This window comes from Pseudomonas mendocina (genome assembly GCA_037482215.1).
GTDB lineage: Bacteria > Pseudomonadota > Gammaproteobacteria > Pseudomonadales > Pseudomonadaceae > Aquipseudomonas > Aquipseudomonas mendocina_E.
The window spans coordinates 4,104,783-4,130,631 of record CP148074.1 but is presented as its reverse complement, the minus strand read 5'-3'; the positions used below and the strand labels follow the sequence as shown (position 1 = coordinate 4,130,631).

Sequence of the window (25,849 nt, the reverse complement as noted above, 5' to 3'; positions counted from 1 at the left end):
TTGGCGTTGCTGCTTACCTATTGTTAGTGCCGTTATTTGACGCTCAGATCTTGGGCGGGCCGGGATAGCCACAATGAGCCCAGGCATCCTCGTTGCTGTACCAACTCATCAGCACCAGTTGCAGGAGCGAGGCGTGCCCCATCTGCAACAGGCTGAGGGAACTGTTTTCCCAGCGTTTGAGAAAACGGGAGACATCCTCTGCCGAAGCGTTTTTCCAACTGCCCCAAATACCAGTCAGTGGGCCGCGGGTGATGGGCAGAGCCAGCACGTCAAAGAGCTGCACGGTGAGTTTGCGCATCTCTGGAGACAGGTGGTTGAGGCTGTAGTCGAGGTGTTCCAGTGTGGTGCTGATTGCGCCTTTCATCTGCTGTGGCGCGACAGCCCCGGCGAGGACGACAGGTATCAGAGCCTGAAGAAAAGGCAGATCGGATTCGCGCAATACGGCATAGCCTGCCTGTGGCGTATCAGAGGAGCAGCCTGTGAGCGTCGCGGTCAGGCCGGCGGTGCCGAGCAGAGCGGTTCCCAGCATGCCGACTTTAAGCAGGCTGCGGCGGGACAGGTGGACTGAGTCAGGTTCGGTCTTCATCTTATTAATTTCACCGAGTGGGCTGTTGCCCCGGCTGGCCGGGGCGGGATCAGTCAGCGGACAAACAGTTTGTAGACCAGCTTGTGCAAAAAACCACCATAAGGTGGGTAGATCATCTTGGCGGCGTTGTAGCTTTGTTTAATAAACACGCCTTTGGCTTTACTGAAGGTGAGGAAGCCCTCATGGCCGTGGTAATGGCCCATGCCGGAAGGGCCGACGCCGCCAAATGGCATATCGTCCTGTGCCACATGCAGCAGGGTGTCATTCAGGCACACGCCGCCGGAGTGGGTTTCGTGCAGAACGCGTTGCTGCTCCTGCTTGTCGTAGCCGAAGTAGTAGAGCGCCAGCGGGCGGTCGCGCTCGGCGACGTAGGCGAATGCGTCTTCAATTTTGTCGTAGGGGATGACGGGTAGCAGTGGGCCGAAAATTTCTTCCTGCATGATGCGCATATCGTCGTTTACGTTCAGCAGAACAGTTTGCGGCAGGCGACGGCCCTGGCCTTCAGGGAACAGCCGGATCAACGTTGCGCCTTTGCTTTCGGCGTCCTGCAGGTAGCTTTGCAGGCGGGCGTGCTGACGGTCGTTGATGATGGCGGTGTAGTCCGGGTTATCCGTAAGTTTCGGGAAAAAGCTGGAAACCGCTTTGCGGTAGGCTTCGACGAAACCGTCTACGCGATCACGCGGGCACAGTACGTAGTCCGGGGCCACACAGGTCTGGCCTGCGTTCAGGGTTTTACCGAAGGCAATGCGCTCGGCGGCGTGGTCCAACGGCACATCGGCGCTGATAATTGCCGGGGACTTGCCGCCCAGCTCCAGCGTTACCGGAGTCAGGTTGTCGGCTGCCGCACGCATTACGTGCTTGCCAATGCTGGTGGCGCCGGTGAATAGCAGGTGGTCAAACGGCAGTTTGGAGAAGGCGACGCCTACGTCTGCTTCGCCCTGAACCACGCTGACCAAGTCTTCGGGGAAGATTTTGCCGAGCATGTCCTTGATCAGCTGTGAGGTGGCCGGGGTGGATTCGCTCATTTTGATCATCACCCGGTTGCCCGCAGCGAGGGCACCGGTCAGTGGGCCGATGGCGAGAAACAGCGGGTAGTTCCACGGCACAATCACGCCCACAACGCCCAGCGGCTGGTAAATCACCTTGGCTTGCGCAGGCATAAACTGCATGCCGACGCTGCGTTTAGACGGCTTCATCCACTTTTTAATGCGCTTGGTGGCGTAATGGATGCCGTGCAAGCTGGGCATCAACTCGGCCAGCAGGGTTTCATCAGCGCTGCGGTTGCTGAAGTCCTGAGAGATCGCATCAATGATCGCCTGGCGGTCACTGCGCAGTTGGTCGCGCAGCATGTTGAGCCACTGAATCCGCTGCTCGGCAGAGGGCATCGGGTTGGCCTGAAAGGCCTGACGCTGGTGAGCAAAGGCGCTCTGCATCTGGCTGATTTGTTGTTGGCTTTGCTGCAGGCTTTGTTCCAGATACGTAGCTTCGGCGACCATGTGTGATGCTCCTCAACGTTCCAGCAAGGCAGATTTGTCAGGCAGGTGACAGAGCTGCGTAAAGGTTGCTGGATTTTTAGAGTAATTGCTCTAGTGTGTCAATTAGCATGCCTGTGCAGAGCGGCCCTGGCAGCCCACCGAAAAGTTAGTACGCAGGTCAAATGCGCTCATGGGTAACACAAGCTGCCCTCTGCCGTGTACCTTTGCCGGGCTTTTATCTCTGGAAAGAATTATTGATATGGCTGCACCCCGCAAAACCCGCGATCGCATCATTCAGGAGAGCTTGGCGTTGTTTAACGCCCAGGGCGAACGCAATGTCACGACCAATCACATTGCAGCCCACTTGGGGATATCACCGGGTAACTTGTATTACTACTTCCGCAATAAGCAGATGATCATCGCCGAGTTATTCGCCCTGCTTGAGTCGCAGGTGGACGCGTTTTTGCGGCGCCCGCAGGAGCGAGTTCTGACGGTCGAAGACAAAACCTTCTATCTGGAGGCGGTGCTGGCGACGATGTGGCACTACCGCTTCTTTCATCGTGATCTTGAGCATTTACTGGAGAGCGATACCGCGCTGGCTGAGCGTTATCAGCGCTTTTCAAGGCGCTGTCTCGAGCAGGCAAGAGACATTTATCAAGGTTTTGTGGAGGCGGGCATACTGCGTATGACGGCCGACCAAATTGAAGCACTGACCCTTAATGGCTGGATCATTATGACGTCTTGGATTCGATTCCTGTGTACGTCACGTGGGAGTGCTGGTGATCTGAGTGAGGACCTGCTGCGACGGGGTGTATATCAGATTCTGACGTTGGAAAGTGGTTACGTCACAGAGCAGGCAAGTGAGGCCGTTGAGGCGCTGAAGAAGCGCCTGTATGTACCGCTGGATCAAGTGATCTGATCAGGCCGTCAGCCACTGGGGAATGCGCTGCTCCAAATAATATTCCGGCTGTTTCAAGCTGCCGCCAATAAACCCCACATGACCGCCACGGCTGTGCCGCTCAAATTCGATGCAGGGGGCGAGCTCATCGGCTTGCGGCAGGCTGTGACGAAACACAAAGGGATCGTCTTCGGCTTGAATCAACAGTGTGCGGGTTGCGATCTGACGTAAAAAGAAGCGGCTGGAGGCTCTGCGGTAATAGTCCGCAGCATCCGCGTAACCGTGTAGTGGTGCCGTGAATCGTCCGTCAAAATCCCAGAAGGTACGCATGCCGGTTAATGGGCCGAGCTGCTGCAAGGCCAGCAGGCGGTCGGTATGACCCAAGCGCTCAAAATGCTGCTGCTTGCCCCGCACATAGGCGGTCAGCTCCTTCATAAAATGCGCTTGATAGATTTTTGAGAAGCCTTGATCAATCCGCTCGGCGCACTGATCCAGACGGAATGGCACGCTCACCGCCACAGCGCGCTCCAAGCCTGCATTTGTGCCTTGTTCGCCCAAGTACTTGAGCAGAACGTTGCCCCCTAAGGAGTATCCCACCGCATGCAAGGGGGCCAGTGGGCGTTTAGCGTGCAGGTGGCGGACGACATGCAGCACATCCTCGCTGACGCCCGAATGGTAGCCGCGGGGTAACAAGTTGGGCTCACCGGAGCAGCCCCGCCAATTCAGCGCCACGCTGGCCCAGTTGCGCTCGGCCAATTGCTGTTGCAGGCCGAGAATATAGTGTGAGCTGGAGGAACCGGTGAGTCCGTGCAGCAGCAATACCAGCGGTGCGTCAGCCTCATGTGGGCCGTACCAGTCCAAGTCTAGAAAGTCGCCATCATCCAGCCACAGACGTTCCCGCTGGCGCTGCAGTTGGGGCGGCTTGCGGCAAAAGGAGGCCCATAGCGTCTGTAGATGTGGGTTGGACAGGTAGCGAGCGGGTTGAAATTCCGGCATCAGGTAGAAGGCTCGTCAGATGGGCGACTCAGTCACGACCAAACACATCCCGTGTATAGACCTTGGCGGCGACATCATCCAGCGTTTCACACTGGCGGTTGCAGATAATGAGATCGGCCTGTTGTTTAAACAAGGCCACGTCATTGACCACGGTGGCGCCGGCAAATTCGTGTACAGTCAGTGTGGGTTCGAAAATGATCAACGCCACACCCTGAGCACGCAAGTGCTGCATGATGTCCTGAATGCTGGAGGCGCGAAAGTTATCCGAACCGCTTTTCATGATCAGCCGGTAGATGCCCACGGTTCGAGGCGCGCGTTTGAGGATGTCCTCGGCGACAAAACGCTTGCGTGAGGCATTAGACGCCACAATGGCGTAGATCAGGTCGTGGGGCACGCTGTCGCAGTTGGCCAAGAGCTGTTTGGTGTCTTTGGGTAGGCAGTAGCCGCCATAACCAAATGACGGGTTGTTGTAGTGCTTGCCGATTCTCGTGTCATGACAGACACCGTCGATGATCTGGCGGGTATTCAGGCCATGGCTGGCAGCATAGGAATCCAGTTCGTTGAAATAGGCGACGCGCATGGCGAGGTAGGCGTTGGCGAACAGCTTGATGGCTTCTGCCTCGGTGGAGTCCGTCAGCAACCACGGTGTCTCCGGTGCCTTGCTGGCCTCAAGCAGCATCAGGGCGATCTTTTCAGCCCGAGCTGAGCGCTCGCCGACCACAACCCGCGACGGGTAGAGGGTGTCATGGAACGCCCGCCCTTCACGGAGAAACTCCGGGGAAAAGATCAGCTTGTCGCAATCAAGCTCATTCCGCAGGCGTTGTGTATAGCCAACCGGGACTGTGGACTTGATCACCATCAGCGCCTGTGGGGCCAGACTCATGACATCGCTGATGACGTCCTCAATGGATTGGGTATTGAAGGCGTTTGTCTGCGGATCGTAATCAGTGGGTGTGGCAATAAATACGTAATCCGCGTCTAGGTACGCCTCACTCTTATCCAAGGTGGCGCGTAAGTTCAGTGGCTGGTTCAACAAGTAATCTTGCAGGTCGGGGTCGCAGACAGGCGACTCTCGTTTGTTGAGTGCAGCCACTTTGGAGGGGTTGATGTCCAGCACCACGACCTCATGCTGCTGAGCCAGCAACACTGCATTGGCCAGCCCTACATAACCCATGCCTGCTATCGCGATCTTCATGCACCTCCTGTGCTTGCCGCTTGGCTGCGCACGGTACGCAGTGGGCGAAGCTCAGGAGCACTGTAGGAAGGAAATGTTACTGATCGTTGAATGTGACGAGGGGGATGTCTTTTCAGATCATCCCCTTCGAGTGGCCAAATCGGTACTTAACCGATTAGCCGCGCTCCCACAGTGAGTAGTACACCTGGCCGGTGTGCTTCTCACGGTGCAGGCGCCAGTTGCCGGGCAGGCCGAGGGTAGAGGGTGGGGTTTCGCTTTCGCAGTAAATCCACGCGTGCTCGGCCAGCCAGCCGCGCTCTTCCAACAGGGCGCAGGCCGGAGCCAGCAGGTTCTGGTGGAAGGGGGGGTCGAGAAAGGCCAGATCAAACGGCGTCGCAGGCTGTTGTTGCAAGTAATGCAGTGCATCGGTTTGCATGACCTGGCCGTTTGAACAGTTCAGCGTCTGCAAATGTCCGCGCAGAGAGGCGACGGATTGCGGATTCATATCCAATGCCAGGGCCGAGTCAGCCCCACGGGACAGCGCCTCCAGAAACAGCGCGCCGCTGCCGGTGAAACAGTCCAGCACCCGCGCGCCTTCAATATAGGGCGCCAGCCAGTTGAACAGCGTCTCACGCACCCGGTCAGGGGTCGGGCGCAGGCCCGGCCCTTCGGGGAAGGTGAAGCGGCGCGAACGCCACTCACCCGCGATGATACGCAGCTGGCCGGTGCCGCCATGTGGCTGAGCGGCGCGTTGGTTTTTTGCAGGCTTACTCATCAATGCTCCGGTACGGCTGAAGGCTGAGGAACTGGGCGATCTGTTGGCGCTGGCAGTTCCTTCTGCTCCACAGTCGGTCCGGCGGTGACAATCACCAGCGCCTCCGGGTTCAGGTGTTTGGCCATGGCGGCTTTAACCTGCTCTACCGTCTGGCTTTGTACGTCCCGCATAAAGTCTTCCAGGTAGGTTAGGGGCAGGTTGTAAAAGCCCATCGAGCCCAGTTGGCCGACAATCGCTGAGTTGCTGGCGGTGGACAGGGGGAAGCTGCCGGCCATTTCGCGCTTGGCTTTGTCCAGCTCTTCCTGGGTTGGGCCGTTCTTGATGAAGTCGGCCAGCATATCCTTGACCAGCTTCAGCGATCCGTCAGTCAGTTCGGCGCGCGTCTGCATACCAATGGTGAACGGGCCACGGGCTTGCATGGTGCTGAAACCCGAGTAGATGCCATAGGTAAGGCCGCGCTTTTCACGGACTTCGGTCATCAGGCGTGTACCAAAGCCGCCACCCCCAAATACTTGGTTACCCAGGTACAGAGCGGCGTAATCGGGGTTAGCCCGATCAATACCCAGCTGTGCGATGGTGATGTGGGTTTGGTTGGACGGGAACTCGATATGCACTGTGCCCGGTTTGGGCTCTTCAGGCTGGGCGATTGCAGGCAGTGCCGGGCCTTTAGGCAGGGCGGCGGACACGCGCTCAGCCAAGGCTTCGGCATCACTGCGGGACAAGTCACCCACCAGCGCTATCACAGTATTTGGCGCGGTGTAGGCCTTCTGGTGGAAGGCTTGCAGTTGGGCGCGGGTGATGCCGGGAATGGACTGTTCAGTGCCTTCGCTCGGGTGAGCATAAGGGTGTGAACCGTACAAGTGCTCATACAGCGCCAGGCTGGCGAGCTTGCCTGGGTTCTGCTTCTGGTACTCGAAGCCAGCCATCAGTTGGTTTTTGATTCGAGCCAGCGAGTCTTCCGGGAACGTGGGTTGGCCCAGTACCTCGGTGAACAATTGCAGGGCTGGTTCGCGTTGCTCCGGAGCGCTCAGGCTGCGCAGGCTGGCGATGGCCATATCGCGGAACGAGCCGTTACCAAAGTCAGCTCCAAGGTCTTCGAAACCTGCCGCAATAGCGCTGACATCTTTGCCCGGTACGCCTTCATTGAGCATGGCGTTGGTCAGCATGGCCAGCCCCGGTGTGTTTTCGTCGCGGCTGCTGCCTGCGGCGAAGGTCAGCTGCAGATCAAACATCGGCAGTTCCGGGGCTTCCACGAACAGCACTTTACTGCCTGCGCTGGTTTTCCAGGTTTGGATATTCAGGTTGCGGCGGCTGGGGGCCTTATCACCGAGGGCTGCCAGTGACTCGAGTTTTGCGGGGGTGGCGGCAGTCGGTGCTTGCTGAGGTTTGTCCACCTCTGCGCGGTTATTAAAGGTCGCCAGCAATGCCAGCAGAATCAGAAGCGCCAGGCCAATCAGGGCGTAGCGCAGGCCGGTGCGCTTAGTCATTGCGTTTCTCCTCAGGTAGAACATGGGCGACGCTCATGCGGTCGCGGGTGAAGAAGGTCTTGGCGGCTTGTTGGATGTCTTCCGGGGTTACGGCTTCCAGATCGGCCAGCTCTTGATCCATCACTTTCCACGACAGACCAACGCTTTCCAGTTGGCCAATCGTGCTGGCCTGGCTGGTGATGGAGTCACGTTCGTAAACCAGCCCGGCAATAACCTGAGCGCGTACGCGGGCCAGTTCGGAGGCAGTGGGCGGGGTGTCCTGAAGGCTTTTCAGTTCACGCCACAGGCCAGCCTCAACATCGGCCAGGGTTTTACCGGTTTGCACGTTGGGGGTGGCGGTCAGGGTGAACAGGGTGTCACCACGGGTAAAACCGTCGTACCAGGCGGATGCACCGGCAACCAGCTCTTCACCACGCTCCAAGCGGCTGGCCAGTCGGGCACTGTAACCGCCATCCAGCAGCGCGGCCGCCAGACGCAGGGCGTGCACTTGGCGCGGATTCTCAGCAGTGCTCAGGCTCGGTGTGTTGAACGCCATGATCAGGCTGGGCAACTGGGTTTTAAGATGCAGAGTGATACGGCGTTCGCCTGGGGCAGCCAGCTCAAGCGGCGCTTTGGCACTTGGGATGGCACGTTTGGGGATCGGCCCGAAGTAGCGCTGGGCGAGTTCTTTTACTTCGGCAACCGTTACGTCACCCACAATCACCAGCGTGGCGTTGTTCGGTGCATACCAGCTTTCGTACCAGTGGCGCAGCTCATCAACGCTCATGCGGTTGAGGTCAGCCATCCAACCAATGGTGGGAATGCGATAACCGCTGGCGGGGTAGGCGATAGTCTGAAAGCGCTCATAAGCCAATGAGTTTGGCTTGTCATCGGTGCGCAGACGGCGCTCTTCCTTAATAACTTCGATTTCTTTGCTGAACTCGTCAGCCGGAATCTTGAGGCTGGACAGACGGTCAGCCTCAAGCTCCAAGGCAACAGGCAGACGGTCGCGGGCCAGCACTTGGTAATAAGCGGTGTAGTCATTGCTGGTGAAGGCGTTTTCTTGCGCGCCCAGCTCCCGCAGAATCAGCGAAGCCTCGCCCGGCCCCGCTTTCTGACTGCCTTTAAACATCATGTGCTCAAGGGCGTGGGATAAACCGGTCTGGCCGGGCGACTCATAGCTGGAGCCAACCTTGTACCAGAGTTGGCTGACCACGACGGGGGCGCGGTGGTCTTCGCGGACAATTACTTTAAGACCGTTGTCCAGACTGAACTCGTGTGTGGGCTGCGGGGCAGCGGCAAAAGCCGAAAGCGGCAGGCAGAGAAAGCCCAGCAGCAATGCAGTAGTACGTTTTGAGATATTCGGCATGACTATAGGACCTGTCGGACGGACCCGCGTGCACTTAGCGTCAGCGGGTGCGGAGATGCTAGGATACGCATCCGTTTTACTGGCGGCCACGCCTGCTATGGTTTCTGTTGTTTTCAGCACAGGCTCAGGCCTACTGAAATTGTCCAAAACCCCGTACGCTGCGCGGCGCAACTTTGAGATAGCCATCCTCCATGTTTGGTTCCAACGACGATAAAAAGACTCAGAACCCGTCCGAGACAGGTTCTTCGGAAAAACCGGCTGAGAAAAAAGGCCTGTTCAGCTGGTTTCGTAAAAAGCCTGAGGCCGCTCCGGCTGCACCTGCTGAGCCAGCGGTACAGACTGTAGAAACCGCTGTGCCGGTTGCCGCCGAGCCTGCCCCGGTAGAGCGTGAAACCCCTGCTGTTACTGAGGTTGAACCGCTTGAGCCAGTGCCGAGCCCGGTTGCTGTTGAGCCTCCTGTGCCAGAAGTCAGTGTAGCCGCAGTGGTTGAGGTAGCCCCCGCGGTTACTGAAATTCAGGCGGTTGAGCCGGTGGCTGAGATAGCCGTACCGGTTGCCACGCCAGAACCTGCTCCTGTACCTGTTAGCGAGCCCGTCCCAGTGGCAGAGCCCCCTAAAAAGGAAGAGAAGCGACTGGGTTTCTTCGAGCGCCTTAAACAAGGGTTGTCGAAGACCAGCAGCAGTATCGGCGAAGGCATGGCCAGCCTGTTTCTGGGCAAGAAGGTCATCGACGATGACTTGTTGGAAGAGATCGAAACCCGGCTGCTGACCGCTGATGTGGGCGTTGAAGCCACCACGGAAATTGTGCAAAACCTCACAAAACGCGTTGCCCGTAAAGAACTGGCGGACAGCGGTGCCCTCTACAAGGCCTTGCAAGAAGAGCTTGCCTCCTTGCTGCGCCCGGTCGAGCAGCCGCTGAAAATCGACAGTAGCAAACAGCCTTACGTGATTCTGGTGGTCGGCGTGAATGGTGCGGGTAAAACCACCACCATCGGCAAACTGGCGAAAAAACTCCAGCAGGAAGGCAAAAAAGTCATGCTGGCTGCGGGGGATACCTTCCGCGCTGCGGCGGTTGAGCAGTTGCAGGTGTGGGGTGAGCGTAACCAGATAGCCGTGATTGCTCAGCATACCGGTGCAGACTCTGCATCCGTGATCTTTGATGCTGTCAACGCCGCCAAGTCCCGCGGTGTTGACGTGCTGATCGCTGACACGGCGGGTCGTCTGCACACTAAAGATAACCTGATGGAAGAGCTGAAGAAGGTTCGTCGTGTTATCGGTAAGCTGGATGACACCGCACCGCATGAAGTGTTGCTGGTGCTGGATGCCGGAACAGGTCAAAACGCAGTCAATCAGGCCAAACAGTTCAACCAGACGGTGAACCTCACCGGCCTGGCGCTGACCAAGCTGGACGGTACCGCTAAGGGCGGTGTCATTTTTGCTCTTGCTAAGCAGTTCGCCTTGCCTATCCGCTATATCGGTGTGGGTGAGGGGATCGACGATCTGCGCACGTTTGAAGCAGATGCATTCGTACAGGCGCTGTTTGCGGAGAAATAGCGATGATCAGGTTCGAGCAGGTCGGTAAACGCTACCCAAATGGACACATCGGGCTGCACGAGCTGAGTTTTCGCGTGCGCCGCGGTGAGTTCCTGTTTGTAACGGGCCACTCAGGGGCGGGCAAAAGTACCTTGCTGCGTCTGTTGCTGGCGATGGAAAGGCCGAGCAGCGGCAAGTTGTTGTTGGCAGGGCAGGATTTGTCGCACATCACCAACGCACAGATTCCGTTCCTGCGCCGACAAATCGGCGTGGTGTTCCAGAACCACCAGCTGCTATTTGATCGCAGTGTGTTCGACAACGTGGCCCTGCCGTTACAGATTCTCGGCCTGTCCAAGGAAGAGATCGGCAAGCGTGTCGGCAATGCCCTGGAGCGGGTTTCCCTTGCAGACAAGGCCGCGCAGTTCCCCGGCGACCTTTCTACCGGCCAGCAACAGCGTGTGGGTATTGCCCGCGCCGTCGTGCATCAGCCAGCCTTGCTGTTGGCGGATGAGCCAACCGGCAACCTCGACCCGCGCTTGGCCGCAGAAATCATGGGCGTTTTTGAAGATATTAACCGTCTGGGCACCACTGTATTGATCGCCAGTCACGACTTGGCCTTGATCGCTCGCATGCGTCACCGCATGCTGACCTTACAGCGTGGTCGCTTGATTGGTGACGGGGAGGCTGGAGAATGAGTGCTACACGCATGCCGCCACCACAACCCTCCCAGCGCGTGGGTGGTGCACCGAAAAAGGCTGACGAGCCAGTTACCACGCTGGATGACGGCTTGCCATTCCGCGACCAACTGGCCGCCTGGGTTGAAAGCCACCGCGCCAGCGTGGTCGACAGCCTGCGCCGTCTGGCTCGCCAGCCGATTGGCAGCTTCTTTACCTGCTTGGTGATGGCCGTGGCGTTGAGTTTGCCAATGGGATTGTCACTGCTGCTGGATAACGTAGAGCGTTTGGGCGTGTCCTGGGAGCGTGCAGCGCAAATCTCCCTGTATACGAAGATCGACACCAGCGACGCTCAAGGCGAGGCGTTGCGTAAAGAAATCGCCGGTCTGGATGATGTGGCCGAGGCTGAATGGATCAGTCGTGATCAGGCCCTGGCTGAGTTCCAGCAACAGACTGGGCTGGGCGAAGCCCTTAAAGAACTGCCGGATAACCCGCTGCCGGGCGTGATCGTGGTCACGCCGAAGGAAGTCGATCGCGAAGCGCTGGAGGCTTTACGTGCGCGTCTGGGGGAAATGCCCCGTGTGCAACAGGCGCAACTGGACTTGCTCTGGGTCGAAAGGCTGGGGGCCATGCTTAAACTGGGTGACCGCTTTGTTTTCGGCCTGACCCTGCTGCTGGTTTCGGCATTGCTACTGGTGATCGGTAATACCATTCGTCTGCATATTGAGAACCGTCGCACTGAGATCGAAGTCATTAAGCTGGTGGGCGGTACCGACAGCTACGTGCGCCGTCCATTCCTTTATATGGGCGCGTTATATGGTTTTGGTGCCGGTGTCTTCTCATGGATGCTGCTGGCTTATGGCCTGAACTGGCTCAATGACGCGGTTGTTCGTCTGGCTGGTTTGTATGGCAGTGACTTTGGTTTGGGCGGCGTGCCGTTGTCTGACGGTCTGTCGCTGCTGATTGGAGCTATCCTGCTCGGCTACATTGGCGCCTGGCTTGCGGTTGCAAGACACTTGAGTGAGTTGGCACCTAGGTAGTAAGTTATTGTTATGAGTGATGTTGACTATGTGTAAGGGAACTAGTATTGCCGCACACAGTCACATTGCACGGTGCTAGACTGCACCGAAATCTGTAGTAACGGAGGATTTAAATGTCCACTTCCTTGCAACCTGTTCATGCTCTGGTTCCAGGTGCCAACCTGGAGGCATACGTGCATGCGGTAAACGGCATTCCGCTGTTAACCCCTGAGCAGGAGCGTGAACTGGCTGATCGTCTTTTCTACAAACAGGATCTTGAAGCTGCGCGCCAAATGGTGCTGGCTCACCTGCGTTTTGTTGTGCATATCGCCCGTAGCTATTCTGGCTATGGTCTGGCTCAGTCTGACCTGATTCAGGAAGGTAACGTCGGCCTGATGAAGGCGGTCAAACGCTTCAACCCGGAAATGGGTGTGCGTCTGGTGTCCTTCGCGGTGCACTGGATTCGTGCTGAGATTCACGAGTTCATCCTGCGTAACTGGCGGATCGTTAAGGTTGCCACTACTAAGGCTCAGCGCAAACTGTTCTTCAATCTGCGCAGCCAGAAGAAGCGTCTGGCTTGGTTGAACAACGACGAAGTCAACGCTGTAGCTGAAAGCCTTGGTGTTGAGCCGCGTGAAGTCCGCGAGATGGAAAGCCGCCTCAGCGGTCATGACATGGCCTTCGACCCAGCAGCCGATGCTGATGACGAAAGCGCCGTTCAGTCGCCGGCCTACTATCTGGAAGACCAGCGTTACGACCCGGCCCGCCAGCTGGAAGATTCGGACTGGAGCGACAGCTCTACTGCCAATCTCCATGAAGCGCTGGAAGGCCTTGATGAGCGCAGCCGCGATATTCTTTATCAGCGCTGGCTGGCTGAAGAGAAAGCCACACTGCATGATCTGGCCGCTAAGTACAACGTTTCCGCCGAACGCATCCGGCAGTTGGAAAAAAACGCCATGAACAAGCTCAAAGGCGCTATTGCTGCCTGAGTCAGGTTTCATAAAAAGACCGCACCTAGGTGCGGTTTTTTTATGCCTGTGATTTGCCGCTTTTACTGCCTGATAGGGCGTGTGGCTATTGGTAGTCTTGGTTCTGGCTCTAAACAACAACTACAAAAACTGCCGGAGATTCCTATGTCCACAAATGTGGTGCGCCTCTATGCCTTTGCGGTGCTGCTTGGCATTGCTTATATCCTGATGATTCCCATGCAGCCTTATCCTTTCAGCTGGCTGCTGAAGATGCTGCCCATGTGGATATTTGCAGGTCTTATGTGGCGGGCGTTTCCCGGCGCAGCAGGGCGCTGGTTGGCGCTTGGGTACCTGGCCGCCTCGGCTGGAGATTTCTTTCTGGATTATGGCAATCGAGATGGTCTGTTCAGGCAGGCGCTGATCTCATTCCTGGTCAATCAGCTGGCCTTTATCGTCGCCTTCCTGCTCCTGTCCCGTGGTCGCAACTGGCGCTGGCTGTGGAGCGTGCCGGTGATTGCTTACAGCCTGCTGTTAGCGGTGTGGATGGTGCCTGCGGCAAAAGGGCTGGAGATCGCCGTTGGGGTCTATCTGGCGTGCCTGCTGGGGATGGCGCTGTGTGCAGCCCGAATTGAGAACAAGCCCGGCCCACTGTGGGCCGGGGCCATATTGTTTGTGCTGGCTGATTCGTTGATTGGGTTTAACAAGTTCGTGCAGCCGTTTGATCATGCTGTGCTGGTGATCGTGAGCTGTTATTTCACCGGACAGTCGCTTATTGCCTGGGGATTGTTGCGACTAAGAAATTTGGCTCAGGAACCCGCGCGAAATGTGGCCGGTTCCTGAGAGGGTAGTAAGGCTAATTGGAAGGTGCCTGCTGAGGCACTTTATAAAAGGCCAGATGGTTAGCGATGCACATGTCGAAGGCTTCAATCAGGTACAGATAGGGTTTTGCTGCAATCGGTGGGACCAGGCAGCGTGATGCAACGCGCTTAGCAACGATTTCCGTATCGATATATATGACGTTAACCGGAGCTTTGTTTGGGTTTTCCTGCTCACTGTAGAACGCGCGTTCGTGCTCGTCTTCAGTGAGCTGGTCAAGCTGCTTGCTGTCTATCTGTGTGGTCACGACCTCTTTAACCGGCAGCTCGCTAGGCTTCAGAAAAATTGCGCCAATCGGGCCAGTGAACGTCAGCAACGTGGAGTGCCGGCGCAGCCGTGACTGCAGGTTGGCGTAAGTCACAAAGTGTTTGACTGTAATGGACGGTGACGACTGTTTCTGAAGTTCGGGAATGGTTTCGTAAGCCCGGTGAGCCAACAGACGGACGCCGCTAGGTTTGGTTGCCTCTTCGGCCGTGCGGTAGATACCGTAGGCGCTGCTGGTGATAAGCAGGCTGAAGTTTTTACCTTCTTTTTCACTCTGCGGCCGCAGATCGTTAATGGCGACTTTGTCAGACTGAGGAAGCTCAGGAAACTCAGGCGGTGGTACTGGAGGTTTCGAGGTACAGCCGGAAAGGACAATAAGGCTGGCGACCCAAAGGTATTTCAATGAAGGCACGGATGACATCCTGTCGTTATGAATGAGTGCGGCTCGTTCCAGGAGCACGCGTAGCTGATGGCATCAGGTAGCGGGGATGGGCTACATGAAGGGAGGCGATAATGGCGAATGTTGTATACGGATTGCAAGAACACAAGTACAGCATCCGCGATTTCGGGGCTTTCCTGTGATTGTGTCGCTTAAGGCTTCGGCAACCACTGCGGCCACCAGTCAGGCGCCTCCGACTTGATCTGGTTGAGGTAATGACTCCCCCCCAGTTGCCGCACCTGTTGGCGAATCCAGCTGGCGCGGCGCTGGATGTAAGCGTCGGGCTTACCGGCGCTCCAGCGGATCGGGTTGGGCAGTACGGCGGCGAGTTGGCTGGCCTGCTGGTTGTTCAGGTAAGCCGCTCCAATGCCAAAGTGATGTTTGGCCGCCGCTTCCGCGCCGAAGATGCCTTCGCCCCATTCAACGCTGTTGAGGTAGACCTCCAGAATGCGTTCTTTGGACCAGAGCAGCTCGATAAGGCCGGTAAACCAGACCTCCAGGCCCTTACGCAGCCAGCTGCGGCCCGACCAGAGGAACAGGTTTTTGGCCACTTGCTGGCTCAGTGTACTGGCGCCACGGATCGAACCGCCCTGCTGGTTGTGCTCAAACGCCGCCTTGATTGCGGCCACATCAAAGCCCCAGTGATTGGCGAACTTTTGATCTTCACCCGCGATGACGGCCATTTTCAGGTTGTCGGGGAGGGTTTCCCACGGCTGCCAACTGCGTTGCAAGTCAATGGGCTGGCCACTGGTCCATGAGTCGATTTTGCGTTCGACCATCAGCCCCGTGAAAGGCGGCGGCAGCCAGCGTAGCAGTAATACGAGCAGGGCAGAGCCTAGGGCAAACCAGAGCAAGAGCTTAAGAGCGCGTCGGGCTAATTTGAGAATCATTCGTATTACTTGGTTGTATGGCAATTGTCCGTCATTATAACCACCCTCTGCCAACGTCATCGTCATTGCTGTATTACGGATGGCTGCAGGCTTTTTATTACGGGAGGGTGTAATGGCACGTCTTTGGTTATTGCTGGCTGCGGTTGCCGGTTGTTCCGGGGTTGCATTGGGGGCCTATGGCGCCCACGGCTTAAAACGAGTGCTGACGCCTGAGTATTTGGCGATTTTTCAGACGGCGACCCAATATCAGTTGATCCATGCCCTGGCCCTGTTTGGTGTTAGCTTGCTGGCCACGCAGCGTGGCGGTCGTCTGGTGAGTGCTGCGGGCGGTTTGTTTACCTTGGGCATCTTCATGTTCTGCGGCAGCTTGTACGTGCTGACGCTGACTGGCACCACATCTTTGGGAATGGTGGCGCCGATGGGCGGGTTGTCCTTTATGCTCGGCTGGCTTGCCCTTGGCCTGGCGGCGTTGAAGAAGGCCTGAGTGGCTCTTGGAGGGCGGCATACCCTTTAGCCTTGGTCATCCTTTGTGATCAGGCTAGAATGCCGTCCCTTTCTCAAGTTGTGACCGATCTGTCATGCACATTCAATTGAACGGCGAAGCCTTTGAGCTGCCTGACGGTGAGACAGTTGCCTCTTTATTGGTGCGTCTGGAGTTGACTGGCCGCCGTGTAGCGGTGGAGCTCAATTTGGACATCGTGCCGCGCAGCGAGCACGCCACCACAGTTTTGCGCGAAGGCGATCAAGTGGAAGTCGTACACGCCATCGGCGGTGGTTGAAGCCGAACCCTAGCGTTGTAACTGTCCATTTTTAGCCCGGAGGAATACCTGATGAGCCAGCTCCCTGCCGATAAGCCATTTACCCTGGCTGGTCGTACCTATCAATCGCGTTTGCTGGTCGGTACCGGCAAATACAAAGATCTCGAAGAAACCCGGCTGGCAATCGAGGCCTCCGGTGCTGAGATCGTTACGGTGGCTGTGCGCCGTACTAACATCGGCCAGAATCCTGGCGAGCCAAACCTGCTGGATGTGATCAGCCCGGAGCGTTACACCATCCTGCCGAATACGGCTGGTTGCTATGACGCTGTCGAGGCGGTGCGTACCTGTCGTTTGGCGCGTGAGCTGCTGGACGGCCACAAGCTGGTGAAGCTGGAAGTACTGGCCGATCAGAAAACCCTGTTCCCTAATGTCATCGAGACCCTGAAAGCAGCTGAAGTGCTGATCAAAGACGGTTTCGATGTGATGGTCTACACCAGTGATGACCCAATCATCGCCCGCGAGCTGGCAGCCATGGGCTGCATCGCGGTGATGCCGCTGGCGGGGCTGATCGGCACCGGGCTGGGCATCTGCAACCCGTACAACCTGCGCATTATTCTGGAAGAAGCGACCGTGCCTGTTCTGGTTGATGCCGGTGTAGGAACTGCCTCTGATGCCACTATCGCCATGGAGCTGGGCTGCGAGGCTGTGCTGATGAACAGCGCCATTGCCCATGCGCAGAACCCGGTGATGATGGGCGAAGCCATGAAGCATGCAATTATTGCCGGTCGTCTCGCCTATCTGGCTGGTCGTATGCCGAAGAAACTCTATGCCAGCGCCTCGTCGCCGCTGGATGGCCTGATCAAGTAACGAGCATCTAATGACTGATTCACAGCAGCAGCCTGAGCAGGCTGAAGACACCCCTAAGCTTCGCACCATCAAGAGTTTCGTGATGCGTGCCGGACGCATGACGGAAGGCCAGCAGCGTGGCCTTGATCAGGGCTGGCCTAAGTTCGGCCTTAAGCTTGAGGATGGTCTGCAAGACTTCGACGCGGTATTCGGCCGTAGTGCGCCGCGTACCTTCGAGATCGGCTTCGGCATGGGGCATTCCACGTTGGAAATGGCCGCTGCTGCACCGGATCAAGACTTTATCGGCGTTGAGGTTCATCGGCCCGGCGTGGGCGCATTGCTTAACGGCGTGATGACACAAAACCTGAGCAACGTGCGTATTTACAGCTGTGATGCGCTGGAGGTTTTGCGCCATTGCGTGGCCGATGCCAGCCTAGATCGGGTGCTGCTGTTCTTCCCGGACCCGTGGCACAAGTCCCGTCATCACAAACGCCGTATTGTTCAGCCTGCATTTGCTGAGCTGATCCGGCAGAAGCTCAAGGTTGGCGGTGTGCTGCACATGGCCACTGACTGGGAGCCTTATGCTGAGTACATGCTGGAAGTGATGAATGTGGCGCCGGGCTATAAAAATCAGGCTGAGGACGGTCAGTATGTACCGCGTCCCGCTGAGCGTCCGGTGACTAAATTCGAACGCCGTGGTGAGCGATTGGGCCATGGTGTGTGGGATCTGAAGTTCACACGTATCGACTGATACAACACTGCCCTCAGGGATGGGGGCAAAACTCTGCTTCATCTGCTGCTTACCAGCCCCCCTAAAAGTAAGTATCTCCATCTGCGCTGGATCGCAAGGCGCCGCTGCCCCGTCCGACTGCCCCAATTAATTGGCGACAATCTTCTCAGTCATTTAAATGAAGTTAGTACGTTGATGCAGGGCAAGCCATCGGGTTAGCCTGAGCGATACAGTGAACAGACCTTGCTAACTCCTTTGGAATGTCAGTCATGAGCATGATGAAAGCGGCTGTATTTGTTGAACCCGGACGTATTGAGCTGGTGGACAAGCCGATTCCGCCGGTTGGACCTAATGACGCTCTGGTACGTATTACCACAACTACCATCTGCGGCACCGACGTGCACATTCTTAAGGGGGAGTATCCGGTTGCTAAGGGGCTGACTGTCGGCCACGAGCCTGTCGGGATTATCGAAAAGCTCGGCAGCAACGTGAAAGGCTACCAAGAAGGTCAGCGGGTGATTGCAGGGGCGATTTGCCCGAGCTTCACCTCATACGCCTGCCAGGATGGCGTGTCCTCTCAGGATGGTGGTTGCAGCTGCCATGGTTACAAGCCAATGGGCGGTTGGCGTTTCGGCAACAGCATCGACGGCACCCAAGCGGAATACGTACTGGTGCCGGATGCGCAGGCTAACCTGGCATTGGTGCCTGACGGCCTGACCGATGAGCAGGTGCTGATGTGCCCGGACATTATGTCCACCGGCTTTTCCGGCGCAGAAGCGGCCAATATCAAGATTGGAGACGTGGTTGCCGTGTTCGCCCAAGGCCCAATCGGTCTGTGTGCCACCGCCGGTGCCAAGCTACGCGGGGCTAGCACCATCATCGTGGTGGACGGTGTTGATCAGCGTCTAGAGATCGCCCGCACTATGGGCGCGGACATTACCCTCAACTTCAACAAAGTGGATGTGGTCGAAGAGATCCTGCGCCTCACCGGAGGCCGTGGGGTGGATGCCTCCATTGAGGCGTTGGGCTTGCAGTCCACCTTCGAGAGCGCACTGCGTGTGCTAAAACCAGGCGGTACGTTGTCCAGCCTTGGTGTGTATTCGACTGATCTGGTGATCCCGCTGAGCGCCTTCCATGCCGGTTTGGGCGACCACAAGATCGTCACCTCACTGTGCCCAGGCGGCAAAGAACGCATGCGTCGTCTGATGAGCGTAGTGGCGTCCGGGCGCATGGACTTCTCCGCACTGGTCACCCACCAGTTTGCGCTGGACGATATCGTCGAAGCGTACGATATGTTCGCTAACCAGCGTGATGGCGTGCTGAAGGTAGCGATTAAGCCGTTTCAGTAAGGGAAAGGTTGAGAGCTAGTGGTGATACGCCCCAAACGTGAGAACACCACTATTGCCCCTTCAGGAGGGTGACCAGAATTACCGTGAAAGAGGTTGAGAGGCATGGATGCCGCGAGAGATGCGATGGGCCAAGGATGGCCCTTCGCAGCGTGCCTCTGAAACGGTGATTCTGGGCAGGAACCCGCAGCGAAGCGCAGGGCCGGATGCGGGGGCAAGCGGTTTTGGTTACTTTTGCCGCGATTGGCAAAAGTGACTCGCCCGTAAAGGGCGAAACCATTCTTGAGGTATAAGCAAATCGCTCGAACAACGGCTTTGTGCCGTAGCTAGGCCTCAGCTCCGATCCGCCAGAATCCCCACAATAAAAAACACCAGAATCAGCACGGGCGCCAACGTGTAGTTATTAAAGTGCCCCAGCGCCTGCGCCAGATACGGCGTGGCAAACACGATCAGCATGCCGTACCCCACGGCACACAACAGCACAAAAATCAGCGTGCGGAACACAAAGTTCATGCTGGCTGTATTGCGCTGTACCCAAGCGTTGATACTCGGGGCGATCAGCACTAACAGGGTGGCGATAATGGCCAGGGAAATGTCATGCAGGTGGCTGCGGCTCCAGCGGGACAGGGTGGCGATAAGGTCGAGTAGCAGAACCATCCGGTTTCCTTATTCTTCTCGTCAAAGGGCTCAGGGTAGAAAGTATTGGAGCAGGTCGTTGAGGAACAGTTGCCCCTCACGGGTAGCCTGCAAACGGGCAGGGTCTTTGTGCAGCAAGCCGCGCTGCTCGGCGTCCCGTCGGCCTTGCGCCAGTAAACTCAGGGGCAGGCCGGTGCGCTGGCTGAACAGCGCACTGTCAACACCGTCGCTCAGGCGCAGGGCGTTCATCAAAAACTCAAACGGCAGCTCGTCTGTGCTCAGCTCACGTTCACCCGCGGTGAATGACTTGCTCAGATCGAGATAATCCTTCGGTAGCCGGGTTTTCCAGTTACGGATGATGCGCCCATCTGCACAGCTGAGCTTGCCGTGGGCACCGGCGCCAATGCCGAGGAAGTCACCAAAGGTCCAGTAATTCAGGTTGTGCCGTGCAGCCTTGTCCGGCTGGGCGTAGGCGGAGACTTCGTACTGGCGGTAGCCTTCGGCAGCCAGCAGGGCCTGTCCGGCCTCTTGGATATCCCAGAGGATGTCGTCTTCCGGCACTTCGGGTGGCTGGTTCCAAAACACCGTGTTGGGTTCGACGGTCAGTTGATACCAGGACAGATGCGTCGGGCTCTGCGCGATAGCGGTGCGCAAATCGCTGAGAGCGTCTTCAATGGACTGGTCGGGCAGGCCATGCATCAGGTCCAGGTTGAAGTTATCGAAGCCTGCCGCACGGGCCATATCAGCAGCGCGCACGGCTTCGTTACCGTCATGAATACGACCCAGCGCCTTGAGCTTTTCTGCCTGAAAACTCTGTACACCGATGGACAGACGATTGATCCCCAGGCTGCGGTAGTCACGGAACTTGGCCTGTTCGAATGTGCCTGGATTAGCCTCCAGGGTGATCTCGATGTCATCGGCAATGTTCAGGCGCTTCTGCACGCCTTGTAACAGGCGGTCCAGCGCGTTGGCAGAGAACAAGCTGGGTGTACCGCCGCCAAAGAATATCGAGCGTAACGGGCGTTGTTGGGCCAGATGCAGATCGGAATCCAGGTCGGCCAACAGGGCGTCAACGTATTCCTGCTCGGGCAGGTTAGGCCCGGCTGCGTGGGAGTTGAAGTCGCAGTACGGGCACTTCTTTACGCACCAGGGGATGTGGATATACAGCGCGAGCGGCGGCAGCTCGAACAGTGAGCTGCTGCGTGTACTCATGCCAGCCCCAGGCGTTGCTTGAGCAGGGCCATGGCGCGGGCGCGGTGGCTGAGCTGGTTTTTCTCCGACGCGGGCAGTTCAGCGCTGGAACAGTTGCGCTCCGGCACCCAGAACAGCGGGTCGTAGCCGAAGCCATGCTCGCCTTGTGCTGCATGCAGGATGCGACCGTGCCAGAGACCTTCGCAGATGATCGGCAATGGATCGTCGGCATGTCGTACCAAGGCCAGGCAGCAGACGAACTGCGCACCGCGCTCGGCATCGGGTACGTCCTTGAGTACGTCCAGCAGCTTGGCGTTGTTGGCGGCATCACCTTTGCCATCGGCATAGCGGGCGGAGTAGATACCTGGCGCGCCGCCGAGGAAGTCCACCGCCAGGCCCGAATCATCGGCCAGTGCTGGCAGGCCCGATAGGCGCGAGGCATTGCGGGCTTTGAGAATGGCGTTTTCGATAAAGGACAGACCGGTTTCTTCCGGCTCCTCTAGGGAGAACTCCGCCACCGAGCGCACGCGCACGCTGTCACCCAGCATGGCTTGCAGCTCTTTGAGTTTGCCGGCGTTGTGGCTGGCCAGCACCAGTTCGTTAAAGGGCATCATTGCTCGGGGAACACTTCCTGATTGAATTCCAGGCGGTGCGATTCGCTACCGCCTGCGCTGACGTTAATGGTGAAACGCAGCATTTCCTGTTGGGTGATGGTGAACTGGGCCAGATAGTAAATGGCATCACCTTCAGTAACCTGACGGAACGTCAGCACTTGCTCGCGGCCGACCAAGTCCTTGGCCACACCATTCACATTGGCTGTACTGGCTTTACCGGCCTTGAGCACGGCGATGTTGACCACGCCCTGATTCTTGCTGCGCACCAAGTTCTTGGCGGCTGCGACCTCAGGTTGCAGGAAGCTTGAGTTGAACGCGCTGTAGTGCACGTCCAGATCGTCGAAGCTCTTTTTACGTTCGGCCAGCACTGGCAGGCTCAGGCACAGGGCTAACAGCATTACGGCAAAGCGTTTCATAAGCATCCTCCTAGCAGGCTGTTGGGACCGGCTGTTCAGTTGGCAATCTTCACATCCCGGGCGGTCGGGCCGCTGATCCGGTAAATGCCGATTTCCCCGAGCAGGTTAGGCCACAGGCGGCTGGCCCAGTTGTTTTTGTGGTCGCGGTCTACGGCCAGACGATCCAGGATTTTTGCATCCTGATCGTGACACAGGTTCTCGAAGTCCTCGAACGTACAGAAGTGGATGTTCGGGGTGTTGAACCAGGTATACGGCAGGAAGTCCGAAACCGGCATGCGACCCTTTGTCGTCAGGTACCAGCGGCAACGCCAGTGCCCGAAGTTGGGGAAGGTGATGATGCAGGTTTTGCCCACACGCAGCATTTCCGCCAGCACTTTGTCCGGGTAGTGCAGAGCTTGCAGGGACTGAGTCATCACCACCACGTCAAAGGTGTTGCTGGCGAAGTTGCCCAGGCCATTGTCGAGGTTCTGCTCGATGACGTTCACGCCTTTGGCCACGCATTGGGCGATTTTGTCCGGGTCGATTTCCAGACCGTAGCCGCTGACCTGCTTGTGCTCACTGAGCCAGGACAGCAACTCGCCGTTGCCGCAGCCCAGGTCGAGGACGCGGCTGCCAGCGGGTATCCATTCTTGAATGATTTCCAGATCCGCGCGCATGGCTACACCTTAATCCGTTGCATATAACTGTTGAACGCCTGCAGGTAGCGGGGGATCGGCATCAGGAAGGCATCGTGGCCCTGCGGTGCGTCGATCTCCAGATAGCTGACGTTCTTACGTGCTGCGGTCAGCGCATCGACGATCTCCCGTGAACGAGCCGGAGAGAAGCGCCAGTCAGTGGTGAAGGACATGATGCAGAAGTCGGCTTTCACGTTCGCCAGGGTTTTCGCCAGATCGCCGTCATGGGCTGCGGCCGGGTCGAAGTAGTCCAGAGCTTTGGTCATCAGCACATAGGTGTTGGCATCAAAACGGGTAGAGAATTCTTCACCCTGATAACGCAGGTAGCTTTCGACCTGAAACTCGACGCTGTAGAAGTCGTAGTTCAGTTTGTCGGTCTTCAGCTCGCGGCCAAATTTCTCACCCATGGCGTCATCAGACAGATAGGTGATGTGGCCGACCATGCGTGCCAGCATCAATCCGCGCTTAGGGATAACGCCCTTTTCCTGGAAGCGGCCTTCGTTGAAGTCCGGGTCGGTGAGAATGGCCTGACGGGCCACTTCGTTAAAGGCTATGTTTTGTGCTGACAGCTTGGGCGCAGAAGCAATCGCCAAGCAATGGCGCACACGTTCTGGGTAGCTGATGGTCCATTGCAGGGCTTGCATGCCACCCAAACTGCCGCCCACCACGGCAGCCCATTGCTCAATACCTAGATGGTCGGCCAGACGAGCCTGGCTGTGCACCCAGTCTTCCACGGTCATGACCGGGAACTCGGCGCCAAACGGTTTGCCAGTGGCAGGGTTGATACTGGCGGGACCGGTTGAGCCGTTGCAGCCACCCAAGTTGTTCAGGCTAACAACAAAGAATTTGTTGGTATCAATGGCTTTGCCCGGGCCAATACAGCTGTCCCACCACCCCGGCTTGCGGTCATCCACACTGTGGTAACCGGCAGCATGGTGGTGTCCCGACAGGGCGTGGCAAATCAGTACGGCGTTTGTGCGCGCAGCATTCAGCTCGCCGTAGGTTTCAATCATCAGTTGATAGTCGGCCAGGCTGCGTCCGCAGGCTAGCGCAAGCGGCTCAGCAAAGTGCACAACCTGTGGAGTAACCAGGCCAACAGAATCGTGTGGAAAGGCAGTCGGCATCGACCTGCTCGCATTCAGTAAGGTTGAATAGAAGAAGGCCGCAGTCTAAAGAGCGCGGCAGCCCCCGGCAAGCACAGGCGTGGCGCCCGGACGGGCCGTTTATTCGCCAGCTTGGCTGCGCAGGCCGCCAGGCAGGCTGACCACTTTGCCTTGGCGTTGGATGGGCGCCGGGCGGCGTAAGGCCCGCAGGATGTCGCCTGCCAGTGCCAGTTGCTGCTCAAGCTCGCTGCTGTATTGCACCAGGCGCTGGCAGCGTTCGCGTGTGCTGAGGGTTTCTTGAGCCACGCCCTTGAGCCGCGCCATATGATTTTCCAGCAGCTGTTTGTGCTCAAGGTTGTGCTGCAACAAGGGCATCAGGGCATCTTCTATCCATTGCGCCGCGTCTTGGTTGAGTCGCTGGTACATGGCGACAACTTCTTTAACCAAGGTGGCGAAGAACAGCTTGCTCAGTCTGTGCTGTTCAGTAAGCAGGGTTTTTAGCTGCAACCGAAAACGGTCCGACTTATCGCGCAGGTGCTCCAACTCGCGCAGGTAGCGCTGGGCATTGAAGTGTGGGGCATCCACATTGTTTACCGGGCTTATATCGTTGTAACGGCGGTAAATGGCCGTGACGATGCGGTTGGCCATCGCGGCTTCACGGGCCAGGTTGTTCATATCACCTTCCAAGTTGCTGAAGAAGGTGCGAATAGCCTTGTTGATACCAAGAGTGGTCCAGCTGCTGGCGAGCGATCTACGCAGCTCAACCATGTGTTGGTTGAGGCGTTCGCTGCGGGTGGCGTGGCGGAGAATGTCACCCTGACGCTTGAGCAGGCGCTGGTCAGTTTTCAGGCTGAGCAGGCGTTTGTGGTGAAGGGTGTGGTCTTCTTTGGTTTGCGCGGTCAGGTCAGAGAGTAACTGGCCGCTGTCTTGCTGGCTGTTGCTGAGCAAGGCCAGTTGTTCATTGACCTTCTGCAAGCGTAAGCCCAGCGCATGCTGGCTGCCTTGCAGCAGGGTAATGACCTGATTAACCACACGCTGTTCGAGTAATTGCTCTTTACGCGCAATGATGCGTTTGGACAGCAGGTTTTCCAGCTCCGGCAGCTGACTGCGCTCAAGCAACGTCTGGTCATTGCGAATTTTCGCCAGCATGCCCTGCTTGGCCGACAGCGGGATGACATCCTCAAAGCGGATGCCCAGCTGTTTGGCGGTGTTGTGCTGCATCTTATAGATGGCGTTCTGCACAAATGCTTCGCCGGACAGGTCGTCCCAGAGCACGTCGATCTTGTTCAGCACGGCAAACAGGTTGGCTTGGGTGATGTCATCCAACTGGCGGATGTGCTGTTGCCACACGGCCATGTCGCTGGCGGTGACGCCGGTATCGGCAGCAAGGATAAAGATCACCGCCTGCGCGCTGGGGAGCATCGACAGGGTCAGCTCAGGCTCGCTGCCCAGAGCATTCAGGCCGGGGGTGTCGAGAATACGTAAGCCCTGGCGTAGCAGTGGGTGATCGATGTTGATCAGGGCGTGGCGCCAAGCCGGTACCTGAACCTCGCCATTTTTATTCGTGCTTTCCAGCATCTCCCGCTGAAACCCCAGCGCCAGGGCCTGCTCCAGAGGCATAGCCTTGCTGCGAGCCAATTGGCTTAGCGCTTGAACCATGCCGTCAGGGTCATTAGGGTCGAGTGAGATGCTGACCCAATGCCGGGGCACTTTTTTGTACTGGGCGATGCTGGTGTCGTTGGCGCGGGTTTCAATCGGCAGCAGCCGGATGTAGGAGCTGTCGGCGTGGGAGTCGAAAAACAGCTCGGTCGGGCACATAGTGGTGCGGCCGATATTGGACGGCAAAATGCGCTGGCCGTAGGAGGCGAAGAACAGGCTGTTGATCAACTCGCTTTTGCCGCGGGAATACTCGCCGACAAAGGCCAGGGTGATGTGATCGCTGCGGATCAGCTTGAGCGCGCGCTCAAGTTTGTCTTCAAGGGCTTCAGAACTGAGTCGGTTGTTGGCCAGCCAGCTGCGATAACGGGTGATTTCACGCATCAGGTCGCGCTTCCAGGTGACATAGCTGTCAACCTGTTGGCTGAGACGCTCCAGGCTCATGTGACCCCCTTGGTATAACGTTTAGGCGCCCCTG

Annotated in this window: 27 protein-coding genes; 11 read left to right on the top strand and 16 right to left on the bottom strand. The window is 57.5% G+C overall.

Translation table 11 applies throughout. The annotated features are described in order from the left end of the window. Positions 1–43 precede the first annotated feature (43 nt). Together WG219_19140 and WG219_19135 are read right to left on the bottom strand one after the other, a co-directional pair. Positions 44–586, bottom strand: a complete 543-nt coding sequence (locus tag WG219_19140; protein ID WXL25392.1) for a twin-arginine translocation pathway signal protein — start codon at positions 584–586, stop codon at positions 44–46. A 53-nt stretch (positions 587–639) separates the two neighbouring features. Then, complete coding sequence (locus WG219_19135; GenBank protein WXL25391.1) at positions 640–2,082, bottom strand: coniferyl aldehyde dehydrogenase; 1,443 nt, start codon at positions 2,080–2,082, stop codon at positions 640–642. 238 nt (positions 2,083–2,320) lie between these two features. Here WG219_19135 and WG219_19130 point away from each other — a divergent pair, with 238 nt between their 5' ends. Further along, positions 2,321–2,980 (top strand): TetR/AcrR family transcriptional regulator, encoded by a 660-nt coding sequence (locus tag WG219_19130; protein ID WXL25390.1) that lies wholly within the window; start codon positions 2,321–2,323, stop codon positions 2,978–2,980. Here the strand turns inward: WG219_19130 and WG219_19125 are convergent, their stop codons facing one another. From WG219_19125 to WG219_19105, 5 genes are all read right to left on the bottom strand, one after another. Continuing rightward, positions 2,981–3,958, bottom strand: a complete 978-nt coding sequence (locus tag WG219_19125; protein WXL28046.1) for a hydrolase — start codon at positions 3,956–3,958, stop codon at positions 2,981–2,983. A 25-nt stretch (positions 3,959–3,983) separates the two neighbouring features. Beyond that, the gene (locus WG219_19120) at positions 3,984–5,150 is read right to left on the bottom strand and encodes a nucleotide sugar dehydrogenase (GenBank protein ID WXL25389.1); all 1,167 of its coding nucleotides are present in this window, start codon (positions 5,148–5,150) and stop codon (positions 3,984–3,986) included. 154 nt (positions 5,151–5,304) lie between these two features. Next, positions 5,305–5,904 carry a 16S rRNA (guanine(966)-N(2))-methyltransferase RsmD gene (gene rsmD / locus WG219_19115; GenBank protein WXL25388.1) on the bottom strand — a complete coding sequence of 200 codons (600 nt, stop codon included), beginning with the start codon at positions 5,902–5,904 and terminating at the stop codon, positions 5,305–5,307. Further along, on the bottom strand, positions 5,904–7,391 hold the full coding sequence (locus tag WG219_19110; GenBank protein ID WXL25387.1) for a pitrilysin family protein: 1,488 nt from the start codon (positions 7,389–7,391) through the stop codon (positions 5,904–5,906). The genes rsmD and WG219_19110 overlap by 1 nt, the downstream gene beginning before the upstream one ends. Then, entirely contained in the window at positions 7,384–8,739 is a 1,356-nt protein-coding gene (locus WG219_19105) for a pitrilysin family protein (protein WXL25386.1), read from the bottom strand. The genes WG219_19110 and WG219_19105 overlap by 8 nt, the downstream gene beginning before the upstream one ends. A 191-nt stretch (positions 8,740–8,930) precedes the next feature. Here WG219_19105 and ftsY point away from each other — a divergent pair, with 191 nt between their 5' ends. The 5 genes from ftsY to WG219_19080 all read left to right on the top strand — a co-directional run bounded on the left by ftsY (position 8,931) and on the right by WG219_19080 (position 13,772). Next, the gene (gene ftsY, locus WG219_19100; GenBank protein ID WXL25385.1) at positions 8,931–10,292 is read left to right on the top strand and encodes a signal recognition particle-docking protein FtsY; all 1,362 of its coding nucleotides are present in this window, start codon (positions 8,931–8,933) and stop codon (positions 10,290–10,292) included. A gap of 2 nt (positions 10,293–10,294) precedes the next feature. Continuing rightward, the gene (gene ftsE / locus WG219_19095; protein ID WXL25384.1) at positions 10,295–10,966 is read left to right on the top strand and encodes a cell division ATP-binding protein FtsE; all 672 of its coding nucleotides are present in this window, start codon (positions 10,295–10,297) and stop codon (positions 10,964–10,966) included. Continuing rightward, complete coding sequence (gene ftsX / locus WG219_19090) at positions 10,963–11,985, top strand: permease-like cell division protein FtsX (protein WXL25383.1); 1,023 nt, start codon at positions 10,963–10,965, stop codon at positions 11,983–11,985. The genes ftsE and ftsX overlap by 4 nt, the downstream gene beginning before the upstream one ends. Before the next feature lie 113 nt (positions 11,986–12,098). Then, positions 12,099–12,953, top strand: a complete 855-nt coding sequence (rpoH, locus tag WG219_19085) for an RNA polymerase sigma factor RpoH (GenBank protein ID WXL25382.1) — start codon at positions 12,099–12,101, stop codon at positions 12,951–12,953. A gap of 144 nt (positions 12,954–13,097) precedes the next feature. Continuing rightward, complete coding sequence (locus WG219_19080) at positions 13,098–13,772, top strand: lysoplasmalogenase (GenBank protein ID WXL25381.1); 675 nt, start codon at positions 13,098–13,100, stop codon at positions 13,770–13,772. A gap of 13 nt (positions 13,773–13,785) precedes the next feature. Here WG219_19080 and WG219_19075 read toward each other — a convergent pair whose 3' ends face one another. Both WG219_19075 and mtgA read right to left on the bottom strand, forming a co-directional pair. After that, a complete protein-coding gene (locus WG219_19075; protein WXL25380.1) occupies positions 13,786–14,484 on the bottom strand; it encodes a hypothetical protein in 699 nt (232 codons plus the stop codon). Between the two features lie 179 nt (positions 14,485–14,663). Next, entirely contained in the window at positions 14,664–15,401 is a 738-nt protein-coding gene (mtgA, locus tag WG219_19070) for a monofunctional biosynthetic peptidoglycan transglycosylase (GenBank protein WXL25379.1), read from the bottom strand. Between the two features lie 112 nt (positions 15,402–15,513). Here mtgA and WG219_19065 point away from each other — a divergent pair, with 112 nt between their 5' ends. From WG219_19065 to WG219_19045, 5 genes are all read left to right on the top strand, one after another. Further along, positions 15,514–15,885 carry a DUF423 domain-containing protein gene (locus WG219_19065; protein ID WXL25378.1) on the top strand — a complete coding sequence of 124 codons (372 nt, stop codon included), beginning with the start codon at positions 15,514–15,516 and terminating at the stop codon, positions 15,883–15,885. A 94-nt stretch (positions 15,886–15,979) separates the two neighbouring features. Beyond that, positions 15,980–16,180: a sulfur carrier protein ThiS gene (gene thiS, locus WG219_19060; GenBank protein ID WXL25377.1), complete on the top strand. Its 201-nt coding sequence runs from the start codon at positions 15,980–15,982 to the stop codon at positions 16,178–16,180. Between the two features lie 51 nt (positions 16,181–16,231). Next, on the top strand, positions 16,232–17,026 hold the full coding sequence (locus WG219_19055; protein WXL25376.1) for a thiazole synthase: 795 nt from the start codon (positions 16,232–16,234) through the stop codon (positions 17,024–17,026). A 10-nt stretch (positions 17,027–17,036) separates the two neighbouring features. Further along, the gene (trmB, locus tag WG219_19050) at positions 17,037–17,756 is read left to right on the top strand and encodes a tRNA (guanosine(46)-N7)-methyltransferase TrmB (protein WXL25375.1); all 720 of its coding nucleotides are present in this window, start codon (positions 17,037–17,039) and stop codon (positions 17,754–17,756) included. Positions 17,757–17,995: 239 nt separating this feature from the next. Beyond that, a complete protein-coding gene (locus tag WG219_19045; GenBank protein ID WXL25374.1) occupies positions 17,996–19,084 on the top strand; it encodes an NAD(P)-dependent alcohol dehydrogenase in 1,089 nt (362 codons plus the stop codon). A gap of 330 nt (positions 19,085–19,414) precedes the next feature. Here the strand turns inward: WG219_19045 and WG219_19040 are convergent, their stop codons facing one another. The 7 genes from WG219_19040 to WG219_19010 all read right to left on the bottom strand — a co-directional run bounded on the left by WG219_19040 (position 19,415) and on the right by WG219_19010 (position 25,815). Next, entirely contained in the window at positions 19,415–19,738 is a 324-nt protein-coding gene (locus WG219_19040) for a DUF3392 domain-containing protein (protein WXL25373.1), read from the bottom strand. Positions 19,739–19,768: 30 nt separating this feature from the next. Then, positions 19,769–20,929, bottom strand: coding sequence for a radical SAM family heme chaperone HemW (gene hemW / locus WG219_19035; protein ID WXL25372.1), 1,161 nt, complete (start codon positions 20,927–20,929; stop codon positions 19,769–19,771). Beyond that, positions 20,926–21,522, bottom strand: a complete 597-nt coding sequence (rdgB, locus tag WG219_19030) for an RdgB/HAM1 family non-canonical purine NTP pyrophosphatase (GenBank protein ID WXL25371.1) — start codon at positions 21,520–21,522, stop codon at positions 20,926–20,928. Before rdgB ends, hemW begins: the two co-directional genes overlap by 4 nt. Further along, a complete protein-coding gene (locus tag WG219_19025) occupies positions 21,519–21,938 on the bottom strand; it encodes a DUF4426 domain-containing protein (GenBank protein WXL25370.1) in 420 nt (139 codons plus the stop codon). Before WG219_19025 ends, rdgB begins: the two co-directional genes overlap by 4 nt. Before the next feature lie 35 nt (positions 21,939–21,973). Further along, entirely contained in the window at positions 21,974–22,594 is a 621-nt protein-coding gene (gene metW / locus WG219_19020; GenBank protein ID WXL25369.1) for a methionine biosynthesis protein MetW, read from the bottom strand. A 2-nt stretch (positions 22,595–22,596) separates the two neighbouring features. Further along, complete coding sequence (locus WG219_19015) at positions 22,597–23,736, bottom strand: homoserine O-acetyltransferase (GenBank protein ID WXL25368.1); 1,140 nt, start codon at positions 23,734–23,736, stop codon at positions 22,597–22,599. 99 nt (positions 23,737–23,835) lie between these two features. After that, positions 23,836–25,815, bottom strand: coding sequence for a dynamin family protein (locus WG219_19010; GenBank protein WXL25367.1), 1,980 nt, complete (start codon positions 25,813–25,815; stop codon positions 23,836–23,838). Between the last annotated feature and the right edge of the window lie 34 nt (positions 25,816–25,849).